The organism is Desulfohalobium retbaense DSM 5692, from assembly GCF_000024325.1.
GTDB classification, from domain to species: Bacteria; Desulfobacterota; Desulfovibrionia; order Desulfovibrionales; family Desulfohalobiaceae; genus Desulfohalobium; species Desulfohalobium retbaense.
Genome location: NC_013223.1, coordinates 1,272,528 through 1,294,024, shown reverse-complemented (window position 1 = coordinate 1,294,024; position 21,497 = coordinate 1,272,528). Strand labels below are relative to the sequence as shown.

The 21,497-nt window shown below is 58.5% G+C and carries 22 protein-coding genes; 9 read left to right on the top strand and 13 right to left on the bottom strand.

The features are described 5' to 3' along the window. From DRET_RS05525 to rpsF, 9 genes are all read right to left on the bottom strand, one after another. Entirely contained in the window at positions 1-411 is a 411-nt protein-coding gene (locus DRET_RS05525; RefSeq protein ID WP_015751541.1) for a (deoxy)nucleoside triphosphate pyrophosphohydrolase, read from the bottom strand. Beyond that, the gene (locus DRET_RS05520; RefSeq protein ID WP_015751540.1) at positions 395-2,371 is read right to left on the bottom strand and encodes an ABC-F family ATP-binding cassette domain-containing protein; all 1,977 of its coding nucleotides are present in this window, start codon (positions 2,369-2,371) and stop codon (positions 395-397) included. The genes DRET_RS05525 and DRET_RS05520 overlap by 17 nt, the downstream gene beginning before the upstream one ends. 9 nt (positions 2,372-2,380) lie before the next feature. After that, positions 2,381-3,472 (bottom strand): 3-isopropylmalate dehydrogenase, encoded by a 1,092-nt coding sequence (gene leuB, locus DRET_RS05515; RefSeq protein ID WP_015751539.1) that lies wholly within the window; start codon positions 3,470-3,472, stop codon positions 2,381-2,383. Positions 3,473-3,782: 310 nt separating this feature from the next. Further along, positions 3,783-5,234 (bottom strand): threonine synthase, encoded by a 1,452-nt coding sequence (thrC, locus tag DRET_RS05510; protein ID WP_041282345.1) that lies wholly within the window; start codon positions 5,232-5,234, stop codon positions 3,783-3,785. A gap of 267 nt (positions 5,235-5,501) precedes the next feature. Then, positions 5,502-6,008 (bottom strand): DUF456 domain-containing protein, encoded by a 507-nt coding sequence (locus DRET_RS05505; RefSeq protein WP_015751537.1) that lies wholly within the window; start codon positions 6,006-6,008, stop codon positions 5,502-5,504. Between the two features lie 166 nt (positions 6,009-6,174). Further along, on the bottom strand, positions 6,175-7,620 hold the full coding sequence (gene dnaB, locus DRET_RS05500) for a replicative DNA helicase (RefSeq protein ID WP_015751536.1): 1,446 nt from the start codon (positions 7,618-7,620) through the stop codon (positions 6,175-6,177). Further along, positions 7,577-8,059 carry a 50S ribosomal protein L9 gene (rplI, locus tag DRET_RS05495; RefSeq protein WP_015751535.1) on the bottom strand — a complete coding sequence of 161 codons (483 nt, stop codon included), beginning with the start codon at positions 8,057-8,059 and terminating at the stop codon, positions 7,577-7,579. Before rplI ends, dnaB begins: the two co-directional genes overlap by 44 nt. A gap of 14 nt (positions 8,060-8,073) precedes the next feature. Next, a complete protein-coding gene (gene rpsR, locus DRET_RS05490; RefSeq protein ID WP_015751534.1) occupies positions 8,074-8,334 on the bottom strand; it encodes a 30S ribosomal protein S18 in 261 nt (86 codons plus the stop codon). A 1-nt stretch (position 8,335) separates the two neighbouring features. Beyond that, complete coding sequence (gene rpsF / locus DRET_RS05485; protein ID WP_015751533.1) at positions 8,336-8,656, bottom strand: 30S ribosomal protein S6; 321 nt, start codon at positions 8,654-8,656, stop codon at positions 8,336-8,338. A 208-nt stretch (positions 8,657-8,864) separates the two neighbouring features. Between rpsF and glnH the strand changes: the two genes are divergently transcribed. The 7 genes from glnH to mutL all read left to right on the top strand — a co-directional run bounded on the left by glnH (position 8,865) and on the right by mutL (position 16,793). Next, positions 8,865-9,608: a glutamine ABC transporter substrate-binding protein GlnH gene (gene glnH, locus DRET_RS05480; protein ID WP_015751532.1), complete on the top strand. Its 744-nt coding sequence runs from the start codon at positions 8,865-8,867 to the stop codon at positions 9,606-9,608. A 93-nt stretch (positions 9,609-9,701) separates the two neighbouring features. Further along, the gene (locus DRET_RS05475; RefSeq protein ID WP_015751531.1) at positions 9,702-10,385 is read left to right on the top strand and encodes an amino acid ABC transporter permease; all 684 of its coding nucleotides are present in this window, start codon (positions 9,702-9,704) and stop codon (positions 10,383-10,385) included. 110 nt (positions 10,386-10,495) lie between these two features. Next, the gene (locus DRET_RS05470) at positions 10,496-11,224 is read left to right on the top strand and encodes an amino acid ABC transporter ATP-binding protein (protein ID WP_015751530.1); all 729 of its coding nucleotides are present in this window, start codon (positions 10,496-10,498) and stop codon (positions 11,222-11,224) included. 4 nt (positions 11,225-11,228) lie between these two features. Further along, positions 11,229-12,083 (top strand): EamA family transporter, encoded by an 855-nt coding sequence (locus DRET_RS05465; protein ID WP_015751529.1) that lies wholly within the window; start codon positions 11,229-11,231, stop codon positions 12,081-12,083. 300 nt (positions 12,084-12,383) lie between these two features. Next, positions 12,384-12,584, top strand: coding sequence for a hypothetical protein (locus DRET_RS05460; protein ID WP_041281915.1), 201 nt, complete (start codon positions 12,384-12,386; stop codon positions 12,582-12,584). Between the two features lie 109 nt (positions 12,585-12,693). Beyond that, positions 12,694-15,048: an LPS-assembly protein LptD gene (locus DRET_RS13910; RefSeq protein WP_015751527.1), complete on the top strand. Its 2,355-nt coding sequence runs from the start codon at positions 12,694-12,696 to the stop codon at positions 15,046-15,048. After that, positions 15,045-16,793 carry a DNA mismatch repair endonuclease MutL gene (gene mutL / locus DRET_RS05450; RefSeq protein ID WP_015751526.1) on the top strand — a complete coding sequence of 583 codons (1,749 nt, stop codon included), beginning with the start codon at positions 15,045-15,047 and terminating at the stop codon, positions 16,791-16,793. The genes DRET_RS13910 and mutL overlap by 4 nt, the downstream gene beginning before the upstream one ends. 18 nt (positions 16,794-16,811) lie before the next feature. Here the strand turns inward: mutL and rfaD are convergent, their stop codons facing one another. Continuing rightward, positions 16,812-17,807 (bottom strand): ADP-glyceromanno-heptose 6-epimerase, encoded by a 996-nt coding sequence (gene rfaD, locus DRET_RS05445; RefSeq protein ID WP_015751525.1) that lies wholly within the window; start codon positions 17,805-17,807, stop codon positions 16,812-16,814. Between the two features lie 104 nt (positions 17,808-17,911). Here rfaD and hisH point away from each other — a divergent pair, with 104 nt between their 5' ends. Both hisH and hisF read left to right on the top strand, forming a co-directional pair. After that, on the top strand, positions 17,912-18,553 hold the full coding sequence (gene hisH, locus DRET_RS05440) for an imidazole glycerol phosphate synthase subunit HisH (protein ID WP_015751524.1): 642 nt from the start codon (positions 17,912-17,914) through the stop codon (positions 18,551-18,553). Then, entirely contained in the window at positions 18,543-19,322 is a 780-nt protein-coding gene (gene hisF, locus DRET_RS05435; RefSeq protein WP_015751523.1) for an imidazole glycerol phosphate synthase subunit HisF, read from the top strand. Before hisH ends, hisF begins: the two co-directional genes overlap by 11 nt. Positions 19,323-19,441: 119 nt before the next feature. Here the strand turns inward: hisF and moaC are convergent, their stop codons facing one another. From moaC to rpoZ, 3 genes are read right to left on the bottom strand one after another with little or no spacing between them, the layout of a single operon-like run. Beyond that, positions 19,442-19,930, bottom strand: coding sequence for a cyclic pyranopterin monophosphate synthase MoaC (gene moaC, locus DRET_RS05430; RefSeq protein WP_015751522.1), 489 nt, complete (start codon positions 19,928-19,930; stop codon positions 19,442-19,444). Between the two features lies 1 nt (position 19,931). Next, positions 19,932-21,041, bottom strand: coding sequence for a molecular chaperone DnaJ (gene dnaJ / locus DRET_RS05425; RefSeq protein ID WP_015751521.1), 1,110 nt, complete (start codon positions 21,039-21,041; stop codon positions 19,932-19,934). Continuing rightward, positions 21,034-21,255 (bottom strand): DNA-directed RNA polymerase subunit omega, encoded by a 222-nt coding sequence (gene rpoZ / locus DRET_RS05420; RefSeq protein WP_015751520.1) that lies wholly within the window; start codon positions 21,253-21,255, stop codon positions 21,034-21,036. The genes dnaJ and rpoZ overlap by 8 nt, the downstream gene beginning before the upstream one ends. Positions 21,256-21,497 lie beyond the last annotated feature (242 nt).

Below are 21,497 nucleotides of genomic sequence, written 5' to 3'. Positions count from 1 at the left end.
TTAGCAGCGCTCGATCTCAAAAGCCAATGCCCTGACAATGGGGACATCAGCGGCCAAAAGCGGCAGGTCCAAAGCGTGTTGAGGCAGCAGCCACGCTATTTGCTGTCCTTCGCATGCGTTGGGCGTTCCCTCGAATTCGGGGATGATATAAAAGTAAAGGCGTATGCGTGTCCTTGTATATGATTTTGTTATGGCTTTCCACAAGCGAAACTTCAAGGGGCGAATGCGCAATTCTTCCATGAGTTCACGCTGGAGCGCTTCACAAAGGCACTCACCAGGTTCCGCCTTGCCCCCCGGAAACTCCCATTGTCCGGCATAGGATTTTCCGGCCGGACGCTGGGCGAACAGTGCCGTTCGGCCACGGAGCACGATCCCGGCCACGACCTTGAGCAGCTTAGTCTCCTCCGGCATCGCGCAGTTTGTCCTGTTCCTCGCGGATATGGGCCATCCCTTCCTCCAACTCGGCCATTTCCTCCATGAGTTGCTCGCCCCAGCGGCGGGCTTCTTCGTATTCCTGATTCGCGGCCAGGGCCTGGTCCGCCTGCTCATAGGTACTCGGGTCCGCCAGGCGCTGTTCGAGCTCAGTCTGTCTTTCGAGGTTGGCTTCCAGCAACTGTTCGAGTTCCTGATACCGTTTTTGCTTGGGGTGCAGGCGTCGATACAAAGCGTTGCGCGCTTCTGCCAATTCCCGCCGTCTGGCCTTGACCGTTTCACGGGAGGGTTTGGCTGAGGGCTCCGTTGGAGTCTGGTCCTGGCCGGTGTTGTGCAATTCCTGGAGGCGTTCTTCATATTCGGCAAAGCCGCGGGTCAACATTTCGATGCCTTGGCCCCCGAGGACCCAGACATCATCCGCCACCTCTGAGAGCAGGTAGCGGTCGTGGGCCACCACAAGGACCGTACCTTCGTAGCCTCGCAGGGCCTGGACCAAGGCTTCGCGGCTCTCCAGATCGAGATGGTTCGTCGGTTCGTCCAGGATAAGAAAATTGGCCTGCCCCAGAAACAGCGAGGCAAGTACAAGCCTGTTCTTCTCCCCGCCACTGAGCTCACTGACAAGCCGTTCCCAATAGCTCTCATCAAGCAAAAACAGCCCCAGGGCAAACCGGAGTTCCTCTTCCTTGATCTTGGGATGGGCCAGCCGGCGGAGTTCACCGAGCACGGTCTGTCTCGGCTGGAGGATATCGGTCTGGTGTTGACTGAAATAGCCGACCTTGACTCCGGTGCCAAGCTTGATGCTTCCCTGGCGCGGCGAATGCTCACCCACGATGAGTTTGAGCAGGGTTGATTTGCCACACCCGTTGGGCCCGACCAGAGCAATGCGCTGGCCGCGGTAGATATTCGCCGTGACCGGTGACCACAGTGGGGGCTCGTGCGCAAAGCCGTAGGTCACGTCGACCAGGCTCAGGACATGGTGCCCGGCCCGAACAGGGGGAGGCCACTGGAAGGATAAGCTCCTGGCGCTGGCTTCGTTTTCGTGCTGTCGCCGCTGCTCTTCCAACCAGTCGATCTGTTTCAGCCGACTCTGAGCCTGCCTGGCTTTGGTCGCCTTGTACCGAAACCGATCGACAAAGGCCTGCTTATGCTTGATCTGTCGATCGAGCTTGGCGCGCTCTTTATCGGCCAAGCGGCGCTTTTCCTCTTCCCAGGCTAGATAGGCGGAGAAATTGCCTTCTCTGAAAACCGGGCGGGCACTGCCCAGGGACAGGGTGTGCGTGGCCACGGTGTCCAAAAAAACCCGGTCGTGGGCCACGAAAAGCAAAATCCCTGGAAAATCGTGAAGGAATTGCTCCAACCACTGCACCGCCTCCAGATCGAGGTGGTTGGTCGGTTCGTCGAGAAGCAAAATGTCCGCGCCTTCGACCAGCACCCGGGCCAACTTGGCCCGTTCACGCCAGCCCCCGCTCAGGGAAGCCAAGGGTTGGGCAAACTGCCCTGTGCCGAAGCCAAGGCCGCTGAGGATCGACTTGGCCCGGTGCTCCGGGTTGTAGCCGTACTGGTGCTCCAGACGGGTCTGCTCCGCCGCAAGGCGGGACAGGGAGTCAGTCTCCCCGTTTTCTTGGGCCCGTTCCCAACGGGCCCAGAACGCCTGCCAATTGGGCAGATTTTCCAATACCCAAGCCAGCAGCGGGCTGTCCAGATCATGCTGGGCCAACTCCTGCTCCGCCCGGCCGATCCGCGCCCCTTTCGGGACCTGGACCACGCCCTCGTCCGCCCCGGTCTCGTTGTTGATAATCTTCAATAACGTCGATTTGCCACAGCCGTTTGGGCCGATGACGGCTACTCGCATCCCCGAACTGATACTCCCGGACAGCCCCGAAAACAGCTGGTTGGCGCCAAAGCCCTTGCTGAGATTCTGGAGGGTAAGCGTCAACATGGATGGCGATCAGTCCTTACGGGCCTGGAGACGGTCAACCACAGCCGCACCCATGGCACGGCATCCGAGCACAGCTTCGCCAGGACCGGCGATATCCCCGGTACGCAGACCTTGGGCAATGACGTCGGCTACTGCCGCGTCCACGGCGTCGGCCTCCTGTTCCAGGCCGAGGCCGAATCGGAGCAACATGCCCACGGAAAGGATGGTCGCCAGCGGATTGGCCTTGTCCTGACCGGCGATATCCGGAGCTGAGCCATGGATCGGTTCAAACAGAGCCGGCTTCTCGTCGCCGAGGGAGGCCGAAGGCAACATGCCGATGGATCCGGTGATTGTCGCGGCTTCATCGGAGAGGATATCCCCAAAAAGATTGGAAGTGACCACAACATCGAATTGTTTCGGATCCCGAACCAGTTGCATGGCTGCATTGTCGACATACATGTGCTCCAGGGTGACATCCGGATAGGAGGGAGCCAGTTCGTTCATGACTTCCCGCCATAATTGCGAGACTTCAAGAACATTGGCCTTGTCCACGGAACACAGCCGTTTGTCCCGTTGCTGTGCGGCTTCGAAAGCGAGCCGGCCGATACGGCGTACTTCGGTCTCATCGTAGACCATGGTGTTCATGGCCCGGCGTTGTCCCGGTTCGCCTTCGCGCCCGCGCGGTTCGCCGAAATAAATCCCCCCGGTCAGTTCCCGCACAACCAGCACGTCCACGCCGTCGGCCACAATATCCGGACGCAGGTAAGACGCCTCTTTGAGTTCCGGAAAAATAACCGCGGGACGGAGGTTGGCATACAGGGACAATCCCTTGCGCAGGGCCAGCAATCCTTTTTCCGGACGGATGGCTGTCTCCAGTGCATCCCACTTCGGCCCGCCGACCGCACCCAGGAGCACTGCGTGGCTCTCGCGGCAGGCCTGGAGAGTCGCCTCCGGCAACGGAACGCCATGCGTGTCGATCGCCGCGCCACCGATGGGCTCGTCGGTCATCGTAAAAGTATGACCAAACTGCCTTCCAATCGCAGTCAGAACGTTTTGGGCTTCAGTGGTGATCTCCGGGCCGATGCCATCCCCTGGCAGACAACAGATAGTAAATGTGGCCATTGTATGCTCTCCATGGTCGTATGTGGCTGGTGTAAAAGCGCAATCCGCGAAACATGCTCTCAAAAAATGGTTACGGAACTGGGGGCATGGTCTGAGAACCCTGCCGGCGCCTCGCCTGGAGACGTGCTGGCAGGGCTGGCCGATGCCAATCTGCCGATGCCAGGCCGCTTCCACAGGTTGGGCTGCGGGCCCCACAAGCCCAGCGGCAGGTAAAAAAGGGGCGGGCTCCACATCGGAACCGCCCCAGAGAAATGGACGCCCGACGCACGGCTGGGCCGTCGCGTCATTACAAGCGTGGTCTCGCCAACGCTCAGTCCTCCTTCCCTTCCAATCCGAGACGTTCGACAACAGCCTGGGCCGCCTCCCGGGCGAAGGCATCGGCTGCCAAACGATTCTTGACCTCAGGATCGATAACCGTCTCCGGCCTGTTCTGCCATTGGGCCTGGGGAGTGATCCCGTATTCCGGAGCAAAGGTATTTTGAAAATACCGGTCCTGGAAACCGATGAACTTCAGGCTGTGGGCCGTCGCGTCCAAGACCGCGGTCGTTTTGTGGTCGATACGGCCTTCTTCCTTGGCCCGGAGCAACCCGGCCAGACATTCCCCACCCTGGGTGCAGGCGATGTGCCCGTGCCGGTTGGCCAGCAACATGGATTCCATGATCGCCTGTTCCTGGACCTGGACGACCTGGAAACTGCCATCGCCCGCCACCTGCTCGTAGCGCTCAGCCAAGGTGCGCACCCTGGGAAAGGAAACAGGATTACCGATCATGGCCGCCTGGGCCACGCTCGGTTTGACTTCTACAGGGGAGTAACTCCGGCTCTCGGGCGGTTGTCTGTAATACTGGAAAACCGGGTCGGCGTGAGCGGTCTGGACCCCGAACAACTGCGGCAGAGCGGTGATAATGCCCAGGTCGTGCATCTTCAGCAGCCCGGACATGATGGCCGTAATATTGCCGGCATTGCCAATGGGCACAAAGAGCGCCTTGTCGCTCAGGTTCCAATCATACCATTGGGCGACTTCGTAGGCGTAGGATTCCTGGCCCAGAATGCGCCACGGATTCTTGGAATTCAGCAGGGCCACTCGATAGTTATCAGCAAGATATTCCACGACCCGCATACAATCGTCAAATACGCCGGGCACCTCAAGGACCACTGCTCCGCTGCCCAAAGGCTGCGCCAACTGCTGTTCGGTGACCTTGCCCGCGGGCAAGAGGACCACTGATGTCAGCGGCGCCCCGACATAGGCGGCGTACAAGGCGGCTGCGGCCGAGGTATCGCCGGTCGAGGCGCAGATGGTCAACAGCTGATCCCAGTCATTGGCCCGGGCCATGGATTGCAGATAGCTGAAGGCACAAGCCATGCCCCGATCCTTGAAAGAGGCTGAAGGATTCTGACCATCGTTTTTCATGGCCACGGTGTGTCCCACCGCCGTGTTCAAGGCCGGGCTGGACGGTATGATCGGCGTCTGCCCTTCGCCGAGATAGACGATATCCTGCTCGTCAAGCACCGGGGCGATCAGTTCGTAAAATCGAAAAATCCCCCGCAGCGCTCTGCGTTTGACAGCAGCCCGGGCGTCAAAGCGTTCCCGCCACTGCGCCCCGGAAAGCTCTTTCAGGCTCTCCTGTCGGCTGTCTTCAAGCAAAAACACCCCGCCGCAATCCGGGCAGGTATAGAGCAATTCATCCTGCGGATAGCGCGCCTGGCACTGCAGGCAGACATACTCAAGGACGCCGCGATAGGCAGGGAAATCATGAATCGACATCGACATACGGTCTCCTTGACGACAATAGCCATCCGGAGCAGCAGCCCAGGTATGGCTCGAAACGTTGCCGTCTCCACAGCAAAAAGTTCGTCACAATGCGGGCTAAGCGGCTCTAGCTACTGGGGGAAAAACGTCAGATACCGCAGGTCACTCAAAAATCCCAAGGGCCAGGCGACAAAACGCTCATGTTCGCAGCGTACGTATTCGCGCGAAGGAGCTTGAACGTATTCCAGCTGTGCCTGCCATTGGGGAATTTTCAACGATCTGCTAGGCTGGCCAGACCCGGGGCATGGTCAAAGCCAGCATCAAAATCCCCAACCCCAACTTGGCGACCGTGCCCAAAACCCGGCCGAACATCGCTCCCTTGGCCGCCCTCAGAGCTTCGGGCCAAGGGCGCGAGCGGATGATTTCGACAGCGAACGCGCCCACAAACGCCCCGGCCAGTGCGCCCAAAAAAGCGCCTATGCCCATGAACAAAGGAGCGCCGAGGACAGCCCCGACAAGGGCGCCGGCCAGCGCCCCCCAGCTTCCTTTGGTACTGCCGCCGTATTTCTTGGCCCCCCAGAATTGCGAACCGAATTCAAGCAGTTCACCAATACCGGCGATAGCCAGCAAAGCCAGGAAAAAGCCCCATCCCGCTTCCATGCCGGGGTGCGCCCATTTCCACAAAGCGATCAACCCCAGGTTGATCCAGTTGCCCGGCAAACCGAATACATTGGAGGCGGCCACAAATAATATGACCAACAGGAAGAGTCCTACCAGAAAATAACTCATACCCACGCCTTCTTTTCTGGCGGGCGTTTCCACCAGACACAGGTTGATCGATCATTCGCAAGTCAGCTTTCGATTCCGGCCCAAGCCGAGCCTCTTCGGTTGGCAGGGACCGACCTGAAGGGGGGGCCAGTTGGGCAGCCAGAGACCTGTTTCAGGAAGAGGGTGTTCAGGAAGCTTCCGAAGGCTCCGGCACATGAGCCAGATTTTCAAACGCGGTATAGCGGTCAAGAAACGAGAGTTCGACCGTCCCGGTGGGGCCGTTGCGCTGTTTACCGATGATGACTTCGGCAATGCCCTTTTTGGGGTTGTCCTCGTTTTTATTGTAGGCGTCCTCGCGGTAGAGGAAAACGATCAGGTCGGCGTCTTGCTCAATCGCCCCGGATTCGCGCAGGTCGGAAATCATAGGCCGTTTATTGGTCCGCTCTTCAACTTTGCGGTTGAGCTGAGCCAAGGCCACGACAGGGACATCCATCTCCTTGGCCAGCGCCTTAAGATTTCTTGAAATATCAGAGATTTCCTGTTCCCGGGAATCAATATTCCGGCTGGCGCGCATAAGCTGGAGATAGTCGACAATGACCAGGCCGAGACCTTTTTCGGCCTTGAGTCGCCGGCATCTGGCGCGCATCTCCATGACCCCCAGCGCCGGGGTGTCATCGATGTACATCGGGGCCTGAGCGAGATCGTCGGCACTCTGGTACAGCCGGGCCCAATCCTCGTCACCGAGAAAGCCCGAGCGGAGATTTTTCAGATCGACCTTGCCCCAGGAACAGAGCATACGCATCATGAGTTGCTGCTTGGACATCTCCAGGGAGAAGACCGCCGTGGGGACCTCGAACATGGCTGCAGACCGCATACCCATATTCAGGGCAAAGGCGGTTTTGCCCATGGCCGGCCGTCCGGCGACAATAATCAAGTCCGTGGGTTGCAGGCCGGCGGTCAGCTCGTCGAACTTGTGGTAGCCGGTAGCTACCCCTGTGACCAGTTCCTGGCGTTCGACCCGCTTTTCCAGCTGCTCGAAGACATCTTTGACCAACTCCCGTGTCGGCTGGAAAATGGATCTGGATTTGGCCTCTGCCACAGCAAAGACTTCCTGCTGGGCGTTGTCCAGAAGGCCTTCGAGTTCCGCTCCGCTTTCAAAAGAGCGGGTGATCATGTCCGAGCCGACCTGGATCAGGGCCCGCCGGACCGCTTTTTCCTTGACGATCTGCGCGTAGTGTTCGGCGTTAGCCGCACTGGCCACGGATTCCGTGAGTGATGTCAGATAGACGGGTCCGCCGACGGCGTCCAACTCTTCTGTCTTGCGCAGATGTTCGGAAACGGTCAACAGATCGATAGGGGTGTTTTGCCGGTAGAGATCCTGGAAGGTCCGGTAGATGATCCGGTGCGCGGGGGAATAGAAATCGTCTTCAACCAGGAGGTCAATAAGGGAATGGAAGACGGCGTTACGCAAAAAAACCCCCCCCAAAACCGCCTGTTCGGCCTCGAGATTCTGGGGGGGTAAACGGCGGACAAGGTCTTTGGAGACCTTGTCCAGCCCTTGTGCTGAAGACGAACTGCTCCCGGTGGAGTTATTCCTCTTCTTGTTGTTCTTTGGGTTGTTCTTCTCTGTCATGCCGTTTGACTACGACCTTGAGCGTGGTCTGGACATCGGGATGGAGCTTGACGTCGATGTCGAACTCGCCAAGGGAGCGGATGGGGTTTTCCAGGACAATCTTTTTCTTGTCGATCACAATGCCCTGTTCGGCCAGTGCGTCCGCAATATGACCCGAAGTCACGGAGCCGTAAAGCTTTTCGTTTTCACCGACACGCACTGAGAGCTCGACTACGGCATTTTCCAGCTTCTCGGCCACCTGCTCGGCGTCAGCGCGGACAGCATCCATCTTTTCCTGAAGCTTGCGCCGCTCCTGTTCAAAGGCATTCTTGTTCGCCGGAGTGGCCTCCATGGCCAATCCTTTGGGAACGAGATAATTGCGGGCATAACCGGGGCGGACATTCACCTCTTCACCCAGCCGGCCCAGATTGTCCATATCAGATCTGAGTATGACTTTCATAGGCGTCGTTCTCCCTAAATGGTCTTTTTCTTGACCTCGGTGCTGTGGGTGGTGGTGTAATACAGAAGAGCCATCTGCCGCGCCCGTTTGATCTCGCGGGTCAGTTGCCGCTGATGCTTGGCGCAGGTCCCGGTGATACGGCGGGCGATGATCTTGCCCCGGGCAGTCACAAAATCCTGCAACAACTCGATGTTCTTGTAATCCAGATTCAGCTCGTTATCCTGACAAAAACGGCAAACTTTTTTCCTGGGGCGGAACTTTCTACGAAACGCCATATTAAGCGGCCTCCTCGGCTTGGGGCTCAAAGTTGTCTGCCAACTTCACGGTCAAGAACTTCATAATTCCGTCCGTGATCCGGATCCGGCGCTCCAGCTCGGTCACAGCCGTGCCTTCCAGCGCAAACTCCAGCCGGACATAATGTCCGCGGGTCACTTTCTGGATCGGATAGGCCAAGGTGCGCTTGCCCCAGTCGTCTTCTTCCACGATTTGCCCGCCCTGGGAATTGATGACTCCAGCGAATTTATCCAGAGTCTCCCGACGGCCGTCTGTGCCCACCTCAGGGTGGAACAACAGCAATGCCTCATACTTGTTGACCATACACTACCTCCTTGTGGTCTTTGGTCCTCCGCCTTCGGCGTGGACAAGGAACCGGAATGTTTATCCTGAGCATTCGGTGGTGTCAAGGAATCTCTCGCCCATTCCGCTTTCTGCCGGTGGATTGATTTTCCCCCTCAGGTATGCAAAATAGTCCGCGATAGAGGAAGAGGGACTCTTGTACCATAACGACTGACACAGAGGAGGGACTATGCGTATTGTGACCCGGATCTTGTTGCTGTGCCTTGCCGCGGTGGTCATGACCGCCGGCAGCCTCCAGGCCAAGACCTTGACCGTGGCCTGCGACACCAACTTTATGCCCTTTGAATTCAAAAAGGACGGCGAATATGTCGGTTTCGATATCGACATCTGGGACACCATCGCCCAGGACCTGGGCCTGGACTACAAACTCCAGCCCATGGATTTCAACGGTATCATCCCCGCCCTGCAAACCGGAAATGTCGACGCCGCCATCGCGGCCATTACCATCAAGTCGACCCGGGAGGAAGTCGTTGACTTCTCCCATCCCTACTATGATGCTGGTTTGCGGGTCATCGTCTCGGCTGACAACAACAGCATCAAGGGGCTGTCCGACCTCGACGACAAAATAGTGGCCACCAAGATCGGCACCACCAGCGCCGACTACGCCCGGGAGAACATGGACGCCAAAGACGTCAAACTCTTTCCGAACATTGATGCCGCTTACATGGAATTGCGCACAGGCGGCGCGGATGCCGTGCTCTTCGACGCTCCGGCCGTCATGTATTACGCTAACACCGCCGGCAAAGGGGCGGTCAAGGTTGTGGGCCCCCTGTATCAGGGGCAATCCTACGGCATTGCATTTCCCCAGGGCAGCGACCTGCGCGAGAAAGTCAATATCGCCTTGCTGAAGATGATCGAAAGTGGCGAATATGCTGAAATCTATGAAAAATGGTTCGGTTCCAAACCGCAATAGAGCCCAAGACCGTCCAACGGCCCTTCGCGTCTTTTCAGGCCCGGAGGGCCGTTCTACGTTTTCAGAGAGCAAGACCTGAGCCAGGGAGCACCTATGGCAACCAATTTCCAATTCGACTACAGCGTCATCTGGGAGTCCGTTCCCGCTTTGCTCGACGGCGCAGAGTTGACGCTGATCATCACTATTGTCGGTTGTTTCTTCGGATTCATCCTCGGGGTGACAGCGGGCCTTCTGCGGCTGTCCAAGGTCACAGCCATCAAAAAAGTCTCTGGAATTTATGTGGAGTCGGTCCGCGGGACCCCCCTTATGGTCCAGGTCATGTTTCTCTATTTCGGTCTGCCCATGGCTCTGGGGATGCGGATCCCCCCTCTCACGGCCGGCATTGTGGCCATCGCTGTCAATTCAGGCGCCTATATCGCTGAAATCGTCCGCGGCGCTGTGCAGTCCATTGAGCCGGGCCAGGTCGAAGCCGGCCGTTCCATCGGCCTGACCGCCCCGCAGACCATGCGCTATATTGTCTGGCCCCAGGCCTTCAAACGGATGATTCCGCCCCTGGGCAACCAATTTATCATCAGTCTCAAAGACACATCGCTTTTGGTGGTCATCGGCGTGGGCGAATTGACCCGCAGCGGCCAGGAGATCATTGCGGTCAATTTCCGGGCCTTTGAAGTCTGGTTGACCGTGGCTGTGATGTATCTGGCGATCACCATGGGCATCTCCAAATTCCTGCGGATCATCGAATCGCGATGGTTCACGCAGCGGCTCCCGGAACAATAGGCTGCCGCGCCACTGTCCGGCTGGAAGCGGATCCTTTCAACACCACCGAACCCTTTCAGCCTCTGTAAAGACGCAGCACTCCACCTTCACTCAAACCCGGCGGAGCGGTCATGATCCACATAGCGCATCTGCACAAGCACTTTGGCACGACTGAAGTCCTGCACGACATCAATCTGGACATCCATTCCGGTGAAGTTGTTGTCGTGGTCGGCCCCAGTGGTTCGGGCAAGTCCACGTTGCTGCGCTGCATCAACAAACTCGAAGATATCACCTCCGGGCGGGTCACCGTGGACAGCTACGACCTGACCGATCCCAAAACCAATATCAACCATGTGCGCACGGAAGCGGGAATGGTCTTCCAACAATTCAATCTGTTCCCCCACATGACGGTTTTGGAAAACGTGACCCTGGGCCCGGTCAAGGTGCGGGGCATGGCCAGGGGGGAAGCCGAAACACTCGGACTGGAACTTTTGGATAAAGTCGGCCTGCGCGAAAAGGCCAGGAATTATCCCGACCAACTGTCAGGAGGCCAGAAACAGCGCGTGGCCATTGCCCGTTCTCTGGCCCTGCGGCCCAAAGTCATGCTCTTTGACGAACCGACGTCAGCCCTGGACCCTGAACTCATCGGGGAAGTTCTGGACGTCATGAAAACCTTGGCCCGGGAAGGAATGACCATGGTGGTCGTGACCCACGAAATGGGCTTCGCCAAAGAAGTCGCCGACAGGGTTATCTTCATGGATCAGGGCAAGATCGTCGCCCAAGGCTCTCCCACGGCCTTCTTCACCGAAATAACCAACGACCGTCTGCGCTCTTTTCTGAGCAAGGTCGTCAACCACTGACCCCATGCATCTCGCGCTCACAGCCCTGGCGGGCCGCATCACCCTGCTTGGGGTAGAGCGGATCGTGGTCAAACAATTGGGCCTCAACGGCGACAGTGTCAGCGCCACCTTCCTCTTTTTCGCCCTGGGAGCTCTCCCCTTGTTGCCCTTTGCCCTGGCATTGGGAGTGCTGGACATCGGCCTGGTTCCCACCGCCTGCCTCAGCAGCCTCTTTTATGCCGTGGCCTTTGTCTGCTACGTCCACGCGCTCCGACTCGGCGAGGCCTCCCTTGTCAGCCCCTTATACAATTTCAACATTTTTTTCCTGGCCCTGTTGGCGGGGGTATTTCTTGGCGAACCCGTTACCGGTGTCAAAATCGGGGCCCTGATCCTTCTTGTCTATGGTGCCTCTTTTCTCAACCGGCAGCACACGATCTGGGCTTCGCTTCGGGCCTTGGCCTGCGATCGGGCCTGTCGAGTCATGATCGCCGGGTCCATGCTTATTGCCGTGGGCCGGGTTATCGACACTGCCGCCATCCACACCGCCTCGCCTCTGGGCTACGCCTTTGTCCTCTACGCCTGCATCAGTCTGTATATCCTGGTCTACATCCTCTGGCGCGGAGAGTGGATGAATGTGGTTGGGCTGTTTCGCAGATCGCCGGGACTCTCTGCGCTGAGCGGAGCTATCAACGGTTTTTCCTATCTCTTTTTGCTCCTGGCCCTGACCCAGATCGAGGTCAGCGTCGCCGAGCCGGTCTCCATGCTGGGCATGGTCGTGACCCTGTTTCTCGCCCGCTGGATTTTCAAAGAGGACATCAAGGACCGCATGATTGGCGTGGCTATCATGCTCGTGGCCGCCTGGCTTTTACTGGCAGCCTGAATCTGTGCTCTTCGGAGAAAATTTCAAACTCCACCTGAGCCTTACCCCTATTTCTCGGCGCCCGGAGACACACAGCCTCGGGCCTGCGCATGTCCTTATAAACCGGACTGTGCCCGAACTTGCTGGCTCTTTTCTGTGCCAGCTGCGGCCACCACTTCGGAAAGGGTGCACAGAATCAGGCAGAATTTTCCTGAGCAACCGATGTGGACCCGGTGTTTGGCGTTGAAAACCAGACCGCCTTGGGGCAAGCTGGGGCCGGTTTTCAATACGCCGCTGTCACTCAACCCCTATGGATGCACTATGAAATTTTCCAAGCAACAGATCATCCTCGCCCTGATCATCATCTTTTTTGTTGGAGCGGTCTCGATCATCGCTGAAGAGTACACCAACATCTGGGTCGTCCTCGTGGTCTGCTTCTTCCTCTTTTGCTTTCTGGACGCCGTGTGCAACGGCATCAAAGGATGGCTGGCCAAACGCAGAAACAACACGGATACCAAATAACCACTTCTACCAGAGCCAGTCACCGAGACCACGCGTTTGCGGCCAGACCGTCACGAACACGGGAGTAGGCCGACACAAGCCCCGTCAACATGTTACGAGTTGGATCGCCATGCACCTGTTCTCTTTGCACCGCCTGTTGTGGATCTGTTTTCTCTGTTGCCTGCTGCATTTTCCACTCGAACCAGGTTTTGCCGCCCCGGTTTCCGGACCTCAAACCTCTCCGGAGACTCCCTGGGAGGTCGAAGCCGATTCCGTCAGTGCGGACCAGGATATCCAGCTCCTGGAAGCCTGGGGCGACGTGACGCTGCACAAGGGGGAAAACTATCTGAAAGCCGATTACGTCCGGTATTACTGGAGTACCCGATGGGTCTATCTGCGCGGCAATGTCCAGGGGAATTGGGGGGGCGACCATCTCCAGGCCGAAGAAGCCGAATTCGACCTCCAATCCAAGGTCGGCTGGCTGAATAACGGCACCATTTTCGTTCAGGACCCGCACATGTACTTCCAGGGCCGGGTGTTACGCAAGACAGGGACCAATACCTACGCCTTCGAAGACGCCACGGTCACGGCTTGCGATGGCCAAGTCCCGGCATGGTCCCTTCGCTCCGCCAGCGGCGAAATCACCGTCAACGGGTACGCCCGCCTCTGGCATCCCCGGCTGCAAATCAAAAACCGCCCTTTGCTCTACGCCCCCTATCTGACAATCCCCGTCAAAACCAAGCGCCAAAGCGGCTTCCTCTGGCCCGATCTCACGGTGAGTTCCGAACACGGTGCCGGATTCAATCTGCCGTATTACTGGGCCATCAACGAAGAACAGGACGCCACCTTCTATCTCAACCCCATGGATAAAACCGGGGTTCGCGCTGGTGTGGAGTACCGCCACACCCCGAATCTGAGCAGCCAGGGGATGTGGCTGGCGGATTGGCTCTACGACCGCAGTACGGCCACGGCCGCATCGGACACAGAGTACGAAAACGACGGATTGTTGCGTCCCAACCACAACCGGTATTGGTTGCGGGGCAAATACGACGGCAAGACGTTTGGCAACCTGTTCGACCTCAAGGTCGACGTCGATTACCTCTCGGATCAGGATTATCTCAACGAATTCGACCAGGGACCGCTGGGGTTTGAGCGCAGCCGCCAGGAATTCCTGGACGTCTTCGGCCGTACCATTGAAGACGAGGACGACATCACCCGGGAAAATCGCTTGTACCTTTCGCGCAACTGGCAGGATTCCGGGCTGCGCATGCGCCTGGAATACACCCAGAATCTCGCCTTTACCAACGACAACCGGGACTCTTCCCTCGACGACACCCTCCAGCGTTTGCCGCAGCTCGAGTACGATATCTATCGGACCGCCCTTGGAACGACCCCCCTGGAATGGTCGGCGGAAAACGAATTGACCTATTTCTGGCGCGAGTACGGCACGACCGGCAGCCGGCTCGATCTCCGGCCCCGCTTGAGTCTGCCCCTGGAATCCGCTTACGGTTCGCTCATTCCGACTCTCGGTCTCCGGCAAACCGTCTACGGTGTGGAGCGCTTTGAATCCACCACTGCCGCCCAAGAAACCGATTCCGCCTGGATGAGCCGGACCTTGTGGGATTTTGAGGCCACGGCCAACACCGAATTTGGCCGGGTCTTCAACCTTGCCCCCCCACCAGCTGTGTCCAACGCCACAGCCGGGGCGGCAAGTCGCTGGACCAAGCTCAAACACGTTGTCCGGCCGGAACTCAGCTACGAGTATCAACCCTATGTCGATCAGAGCGACTACCCGGATTTCGACGACTTGGATCGCATCGAGCCCCGCGACGAGTTGACCTATTCCCTGACCCAGGTTTTCACCGGGCGGCGCGACAATCGGGTTCCTGTCGCCGCGGCGAACGGCACCACCCAACGGTTCAAGCGTGTTCCCCGTTACACTGAACTGGCGCGCATCCGCCTGGAGCAAAGCTACGATTTTCGGGAAGCCACGCGCCAGGACGACCGGGAGCAATACCCGCGCCGGCCGTTTTCCGATATTCTGGTGGACATCGAAACCGGGATCGCCCCATGGCTGCGCCTGGACAATAAAACCTGGTTTTCGCCATATCTCGGGACCATCACCGAGCACGAACACCTTCTGCGCGGCACGTGGCCCGAGGTGGGGAGTTGCTTTTTCGGACTCGACTACCACAAGCAGGTCAAAGACGATTACGCCCGGCGCGACAACGATGCCCTGCGGACATTGACCGCCGGAGTTACGCTGACGGTCATTCCGAAATGGTCCGCCAGGGTGCGCTATGAAAAAGACCTCCTGCGGTCCGAACTCGTCGAACGACAATTCGCCGTGCAGTACCGCCACCAATGCTGGCAGGCCGAGGCTGTTTTGACTCAGACCGACGAAGAGGACCGGGTCGAAGTCCGGGTCACCCTGAACGAATTGGGAACGGTGGGCCAATCATTCCAGGCCTCGGAGGAACAGTGAGCGCGCCTATTCGGGTCCTTCCCCCGGTATTGCAGAACCAGATCGCCGCTGGAGAGGTCGTCGAACGCCCGGCCAATGTCGCCAAGGAATTGATCGAAAACAGTCTGGATGCCGGTGCGACGCGGATCGAAATCAATCTGGAAAACGGCGGTCAGGGATTGATCCAGGTCCAGGACAACGGGCACGGCTTGGCGGCCGAGGACATTCCCCTGGCCCTAACCCGGCACGCCACGAGCAAAATCCAGGGCATCGAGGATCTCGTGCGTATCGCTAGCCTCGGTTTCCGGGGCGAAGCCCTGCCGAGTATCGCCTCCGTCTCCCGGCTCTCTTTCGCTTCTGCCCCTGCCGGCGTCGAAGCCGGACACGAGGTCGAAGTCGCTTTTGGCGAAATGGCCTCGGAAGGGCCGGTGGCCTTGCAGACTGGGACCCGCATCCAGGTCCGCGACCTGTTCTCCAACACCCCGGCCCGGCTCAAATTTCTCAAAACCCAGGCCACAGAAACCCGGCGCTGCCAGGAAACAGTGTTTAAAATCGCCCTGGCCCACCTGGATAAGGAGTTCACGCTCAGCATCCAGGGACGCAACCAGCTCCATCTGGTTAAACATCAGGCATTGCCGCAACGGCTGGCTGCAGTGTGGCCGCAACAGGTTATCGACGGGCTGCTCCCGCTCCAGGGAGAACGTCACGGGCTCCAGGTGGAAGGGGTTATCGGATCCCCACGGACCGCCCAGGGCCGGGCGCAACGGATCCATTTTTTCATCAACGGCCGCCCGGTCCAGGACAAGATCCTGCTCAAAGCCCTGCGCGAGGGATACAAGGGGGCGCTGCTGAGCAAGGAGTACCCCCAGGCCGTGCTGTTTTTGACCCTGCCGCTGGAAGAGGTGGACATCAATGTCCATCCTGCCAAATCCGAGGTCCGCTTCCGCGATGAGCGCAGTGTGGCTGGTCTGGTGTGCACAACGGTTCGCAATGCACTTGAAAAATGTGACCCCAGTCAGGCTGTACTCGGGGAAGCCCCTGCCACACAGTCTTCGGTCCAGGCCCCACAAGCGGCGGCTCCGAAATTCGGAACCTTCCATGAGTACCTGGAAAGCGCGGACGCACCATCGCCGCAGACACGAGCGCGGTACACCTCTTCGTCCCCAAATACACCACAGACCGAGACAGCACCGCAGATTCGCGAATCGGGCCCGGCCTCCCGGGAACCGGCCTACCTTGGCCAGGTCGCCTCGACATATCTCTTGGTCGACGACGGGCAGGGATTGCTCCTGGTCGATCAGCACGCGGCCCACGAGCGCATCCTGTTCAACGCCCTGCGCCAGCAGCATGACGGTGTCGAGCAACAGCTCCTGGCCCTGCCGCTGGAGCTGGCCCTGCAGCCTGGTGAAAGGGAACGGTTTCAGGACGTGGCGTTGCAATTGCGCCAGATGGGATTCTCCTGTTCCCTGGTCGAATCCTCCCTGCTTTCGGTACAGGCCATCCCCGCCAGTCTGGCCACGGATCAGGCCCGGGCGTTGCTTCGCGACATCTTGGGAGGCAAAGAACGCTCCGTGGATGACATGCGGGTCGTCCTTGCCTGCCGCATCGCCATCAAGGCAGGGGACCCACTGAGCCGGGACGAGGCACTGCACCTCTTACAGGCCTGGGAACAGAGTCAGGAGCGATTTTATTGCCCCCACGGTCGCCCGGTGGCCGTCCGCTTCGGGCCGGGTGACCTGGAGCGACTTTTCAAACGGGGACAATAGACAAAGACGACACGCGCTTTATTCGGCGGCTCCGGCCCGGGTCTCAGGCTCGAGGTAGGGATCAGAGGCCTGCAGATGCGCGATGTAATCAGCAACGCCGTCTTCGAGGGAACGCATGCGCACCGGGCACCCGGCTCGGGCCAAGCGCTCCATGCGGGCCTGAGTATAGTACTGGTATTTGGCCTGCAACGACTCCGGCATCTCCATGTATTCTATGCGTTCGGACTGCCCCATGGCCATGAACACGGCACGGGCGAGGTCGTTCCAGGTCCGGGACGTGCCGGTGCCGACATTGTAGATGCCATTGACCCCGGGATGGTCCAAAAGCCAAGCCATGACCGCCACACAATCTTTGACATAGACGAAATCGCGGTGCTGTTCGCCGTGCTCGTATTCCGGGTGGTAGGATTTGAAAAGGCGGATGCGGCCGTGGTCGTGCACCTGATTGAAGGCCTTGCAGACCACACTGCGCATATCCTGCTTATGGTATTCGTTCGGACCGAAAACATTGAAAAATTTCAGGCCACAGAGTCGGTCGAGCAGGCCATTGCGCATAACCCAGAGATCAAAGAGCTGTTTGGAATACCCATACATGTTCAACGGCTTGAGTTGCGGCGCCAGACGCAGATCGTCATCAAACCCCAACTGGCCGTCGCCATAGGTGGCCGCGCTCGAAGCGTAAATAAACCGGGCGCCATGCTTCATGGCGTACTCGGCGAGAATCTTGCTGTAGCGGTAATTGTTTTCCATGAGGAAATCGGCGTCCCGCTCCGTGGTCGACGAACAGGCCCCCATGTGGATAATGGCCCGTGGCGCAGGCAACCGGTCCATGCGGACCTTCTCCAGATAGGCGTCCCGGTGCAGGTAATCCTGATAATCAAGATTGACCAGATTTTTCCACTTTTCACTGCAGGCCAGGTTGTCGACCACCAGAATATCCCTGATTCCCATTTGGTTGAGTTGCCAGACAAAGGCACTCCCGATAAAACCAGCACCACCAGTAACAACTATCATAGATCCTCCAAGGTCGCAGGTCGGATTGGAAAGGTCCGCTCCCCAGAGCCGCCTTCCCGGACAACCGATACAGCGGCCCCCACAATTGCAGGGAGACAACCCCCATGTTGAGTATCCTCGACTATCGTGCCGGCAACCTGACCAGTGTCCGGCGCGCACTGGACTATCTTGGTATACCGTGCACCATCACCGCCGATCCGCAGGAAATCGAGTCCGGTTCCGGCATCATTTTCCCGGGCGTCGGAGCGGCCGGGACCGCCATGCACCATCTGCAGGCCAGCGGTCTGGACCGGGTGTTGCACGAGCAAACCCAAAAAGGCAAGCCGCTTTTGGGAATTTGCCTCGGCTGCCAGATCGTTCTCGATTACAGCCCCGAGAATGACACCAGGACCCTGGGGCTCGTTCCCGGACGGTGCGAACGGTTTGACGACCAGTGGACAGACGGCCAGGGATTGCCGATCAATATCCCCCATATGGGGTGGAACAACATCCGCCTTCAAGCGCCGTGCCGGCTTTTTACCGACATTGCCGATGAGGCGGCATTTTATTTCGTGCACAGCTATTACCCGGCACCCGAAGCGGAATACGTGCTGGGAACCACGGAATATGGACAATCCTTTTGCAGTGTCCTGGGCCGCCCGGGGTTGTGGGCCGTCCAGTTTCATCCGGAAAAAAGCGGCCGCCCCGGTCTCAAACTCTTGTCCAACTTCTATCAGTATTGCCTGGAGGTGGCAGGTGCTCAATAAACGGATCATTCCCTGCCTGGACGTGCGCGACGGCCGACTGACCAAAGGCATTAAATTCAAAGGCAACGTCGATATCGGCGACCCCGTGGAAACCGCCCAACGGTATTACGAACAGGGCGCTGATGAAATTGTCTTCTACGACATCACGGCCTCCCATGAAAAACGGTCCATCTTTCTTGATGTCGTTGAGCGGGTGGCCTCCAAGATCTTCATTCCCTTCTCCGTGGGCGGTGGCATTGCCTCGGTGGATGATATGCGCCAGGTCCTCTGGGCCGGGGCGGAAAAGATCTCCATCAACTCCGCAGCGGTCAAAGAGCCCGGTCTTATCGAGCAAGGCGCAGCCGCTTTCGGGTCGCAATGCATTGTCGTGGGAATGGACGTTTTGCGCGTCGCGCCCTCCGAGACCATCCCCTCGGGCTATGAGATTGTCATCCATGGCGGGCGCAAACATATGGGCATTGATGCCTTGTGGTGGGCCCGGGAGGTGCAGCGCCGGGGCGCTGGAGAAATTTGTTTGAACTCCATCGACGCCGACGGGACGAAAGACGGCTACGAACTTACGTTGACACGGCTGATCGCAGACAACGTCCGCATCCCGGTCATCGCCTCCGGCGGAGCGGGTACGCCCCGGCACATGGCCGAAGCAGTCACCACGGGACACGCCTCTGCGGCCCTTATCGCCTCCATCGTCCATTACGGCCAATATACCATCCCGGAAATCAAACAGATCATGCACGATCAGGGCGTGCCCGTGCGCATGGTCTGGTAGACCGCTTGCAACGCGTCGAACCGCCAGGAGCGCGCAAAAAAGCCCCGGAGCAACTGTGCTCCGGGGCTTTTTTGCGCTCATAAGACGGTGCGGCCAAGTTCAGTCTGATCAGTTCGGTCTCAGCCGGGATTTTCTTCGTAAGTGCCGCTTCGGCCTCCCGACTTGTGGACCAAGCGGCAGTCGGTAATAGTGATATCGCGCTGGACCGCTTTGCACATGTCGTAGACGGTCATGGCCGCGATCTGAGCGGCCACAAGGGCCTCCATCTCTACCCCGGTCTCAGCGGTGGTCCTGGCTTCGGCCTCGATCTCGATGCTCTGGTCTGCAGCAATCGGGGTCAGACGCACGTCCAGGTAGCTCAAAAACAGCGGATGGCACAGCGGAATCAGAGTCCCCGTCTGTTTGCCAGCCTGGATACCAGCGATCTTGGCTGTGGTCAGGACATCCCCTTTGGGCAAGGCCTGACCTTCCAAAAGGGCAAAGGTTTCCCCGTTGAGCTTGACTCGGGTCCGGACGACCGCCCGGCGCTCTGTTTTGTCCTTATGGCCGACATCGACCATGGTCACGTCGCCGTCGCCGGTCACATGCGTCAAGCGGTCTCCGGACATATCAGTCTCCCATGGCCTTTTTAAAGAAATTGCGGACCCGGGTCCGTGGACGCTCTTCTTCGAGCTTGGCGAACTCTTCCAGGAGTTCTTCCTGGCGTTTCGTCAATTTTGTCGGCGTCTTGACCTGGATCGTCACGTGGAGGTCACCGACCTTACTGCTTCCTGGATGGGGCAGACCGAGTCCTTTCATCCGGAACGACTCGCCGCTTTGCGTTCCTTTGGGGATATCCATCTGTACCGGTTCATCCAGGGTCGGGACTTCGATACGATCGCCAAGGGCGGCCTGAACAAACGAAATTTCAGCATTTAAAAGCAGGTCCTGCCCTTGCCGCTGGAACATCTCGTCTTCCTGGACATAGATGACCACAAACAGATCCCCGGCAGGACCGCCATGCTCACCGGGCTCGCCCTCGCCGCGCAAACGCAACCGGCTGCCATTGTCCACGCCGGCGGGAATGCGGACTTTGATGTTCCGGGTCTCTTTGACGGCCCCGCGGCCCTTGCACTTGGGACAAGGATGGGTAATGACCTGACCTTCACCGCGGCAGACGGGACATGGGGTGGCAATGCGGAAAAATCCCTGCGTTTGCTGGACTTGGCCGCGCCCGCCGCAATGCTGGCAGGTTTCCGGGGTGTGCCCGGGTTCAGAACCGCTGCCGTCACACTCTGAGCACGGCACACGCTTGGGGATTTGGAGGTCGACTTCAGTGCCCTTGGCCGCGTCGTGAAACGAGACTTCCAGATTGTACCGTAAATCCGCCCCGGCCGTCGGACGCGGACCACGCCGGCTGCCTCCGGAACTGAAACCGAAAAGATCACCGAAAATATCGGAAAACGCGCTGAAGATGTCTTCGGCATCCTGGAAATTCTGAAATCCACCGTTGCCGTTGACCCCGTCGTGCCCGAACTGGTCGTAGCGGGCTCGCTTGTCCGTGTCACGAAGCACTTCATAGGCCTCGGCCGCTTCCTTGAACCGGTATTCAGCGTCGGGGTCATCCGGATTCCGATCGGGATGGTATTGGAAGGCTATCTTCCGATAGGCTTTCTTGATCTCCTCGTCAGAAGCGTCGCGGCCGACGCCGAGGATTTCATAATAGTCCTTTTTACTCATGATCTGCCTTTATCGCGACTTGATCCAATGTTTCATTCGGGAGAACTTCTCCGGCCGCTATCTCTCGCAAAGCGGTAACGACTTCCTTGTTTTTGGAGGTCACCAATTTCGGATAGCCGTCCCGGTATTGTTCGACCCGCCGGATGGCCATCTGCGCGACCAGGAAGCGATTGTTTATTTTTTCCAAGCAATCTTCAACAGTTATTCGTGCCATGGGCTCCCCCTGTGTGAAAGCGGTGTTGTACCGCAGAATTTGCGAAACACAAACAAATATGCATATCCGTCACCTCCCTTTCCGTCAAGGCAGGAACGGTTTCGGCCAACTCTGAGGCCCCAGCGGTTCGCAAATCCGCCTGTTCCGGCGATCCTGGCGCACTCAAGCCTTTTTCGAACCCTTCCCCTTCCCGGGACTTGACCTGAGCCCGTTTCGTCCTATATCGCCCGGAGTCTTTTGAG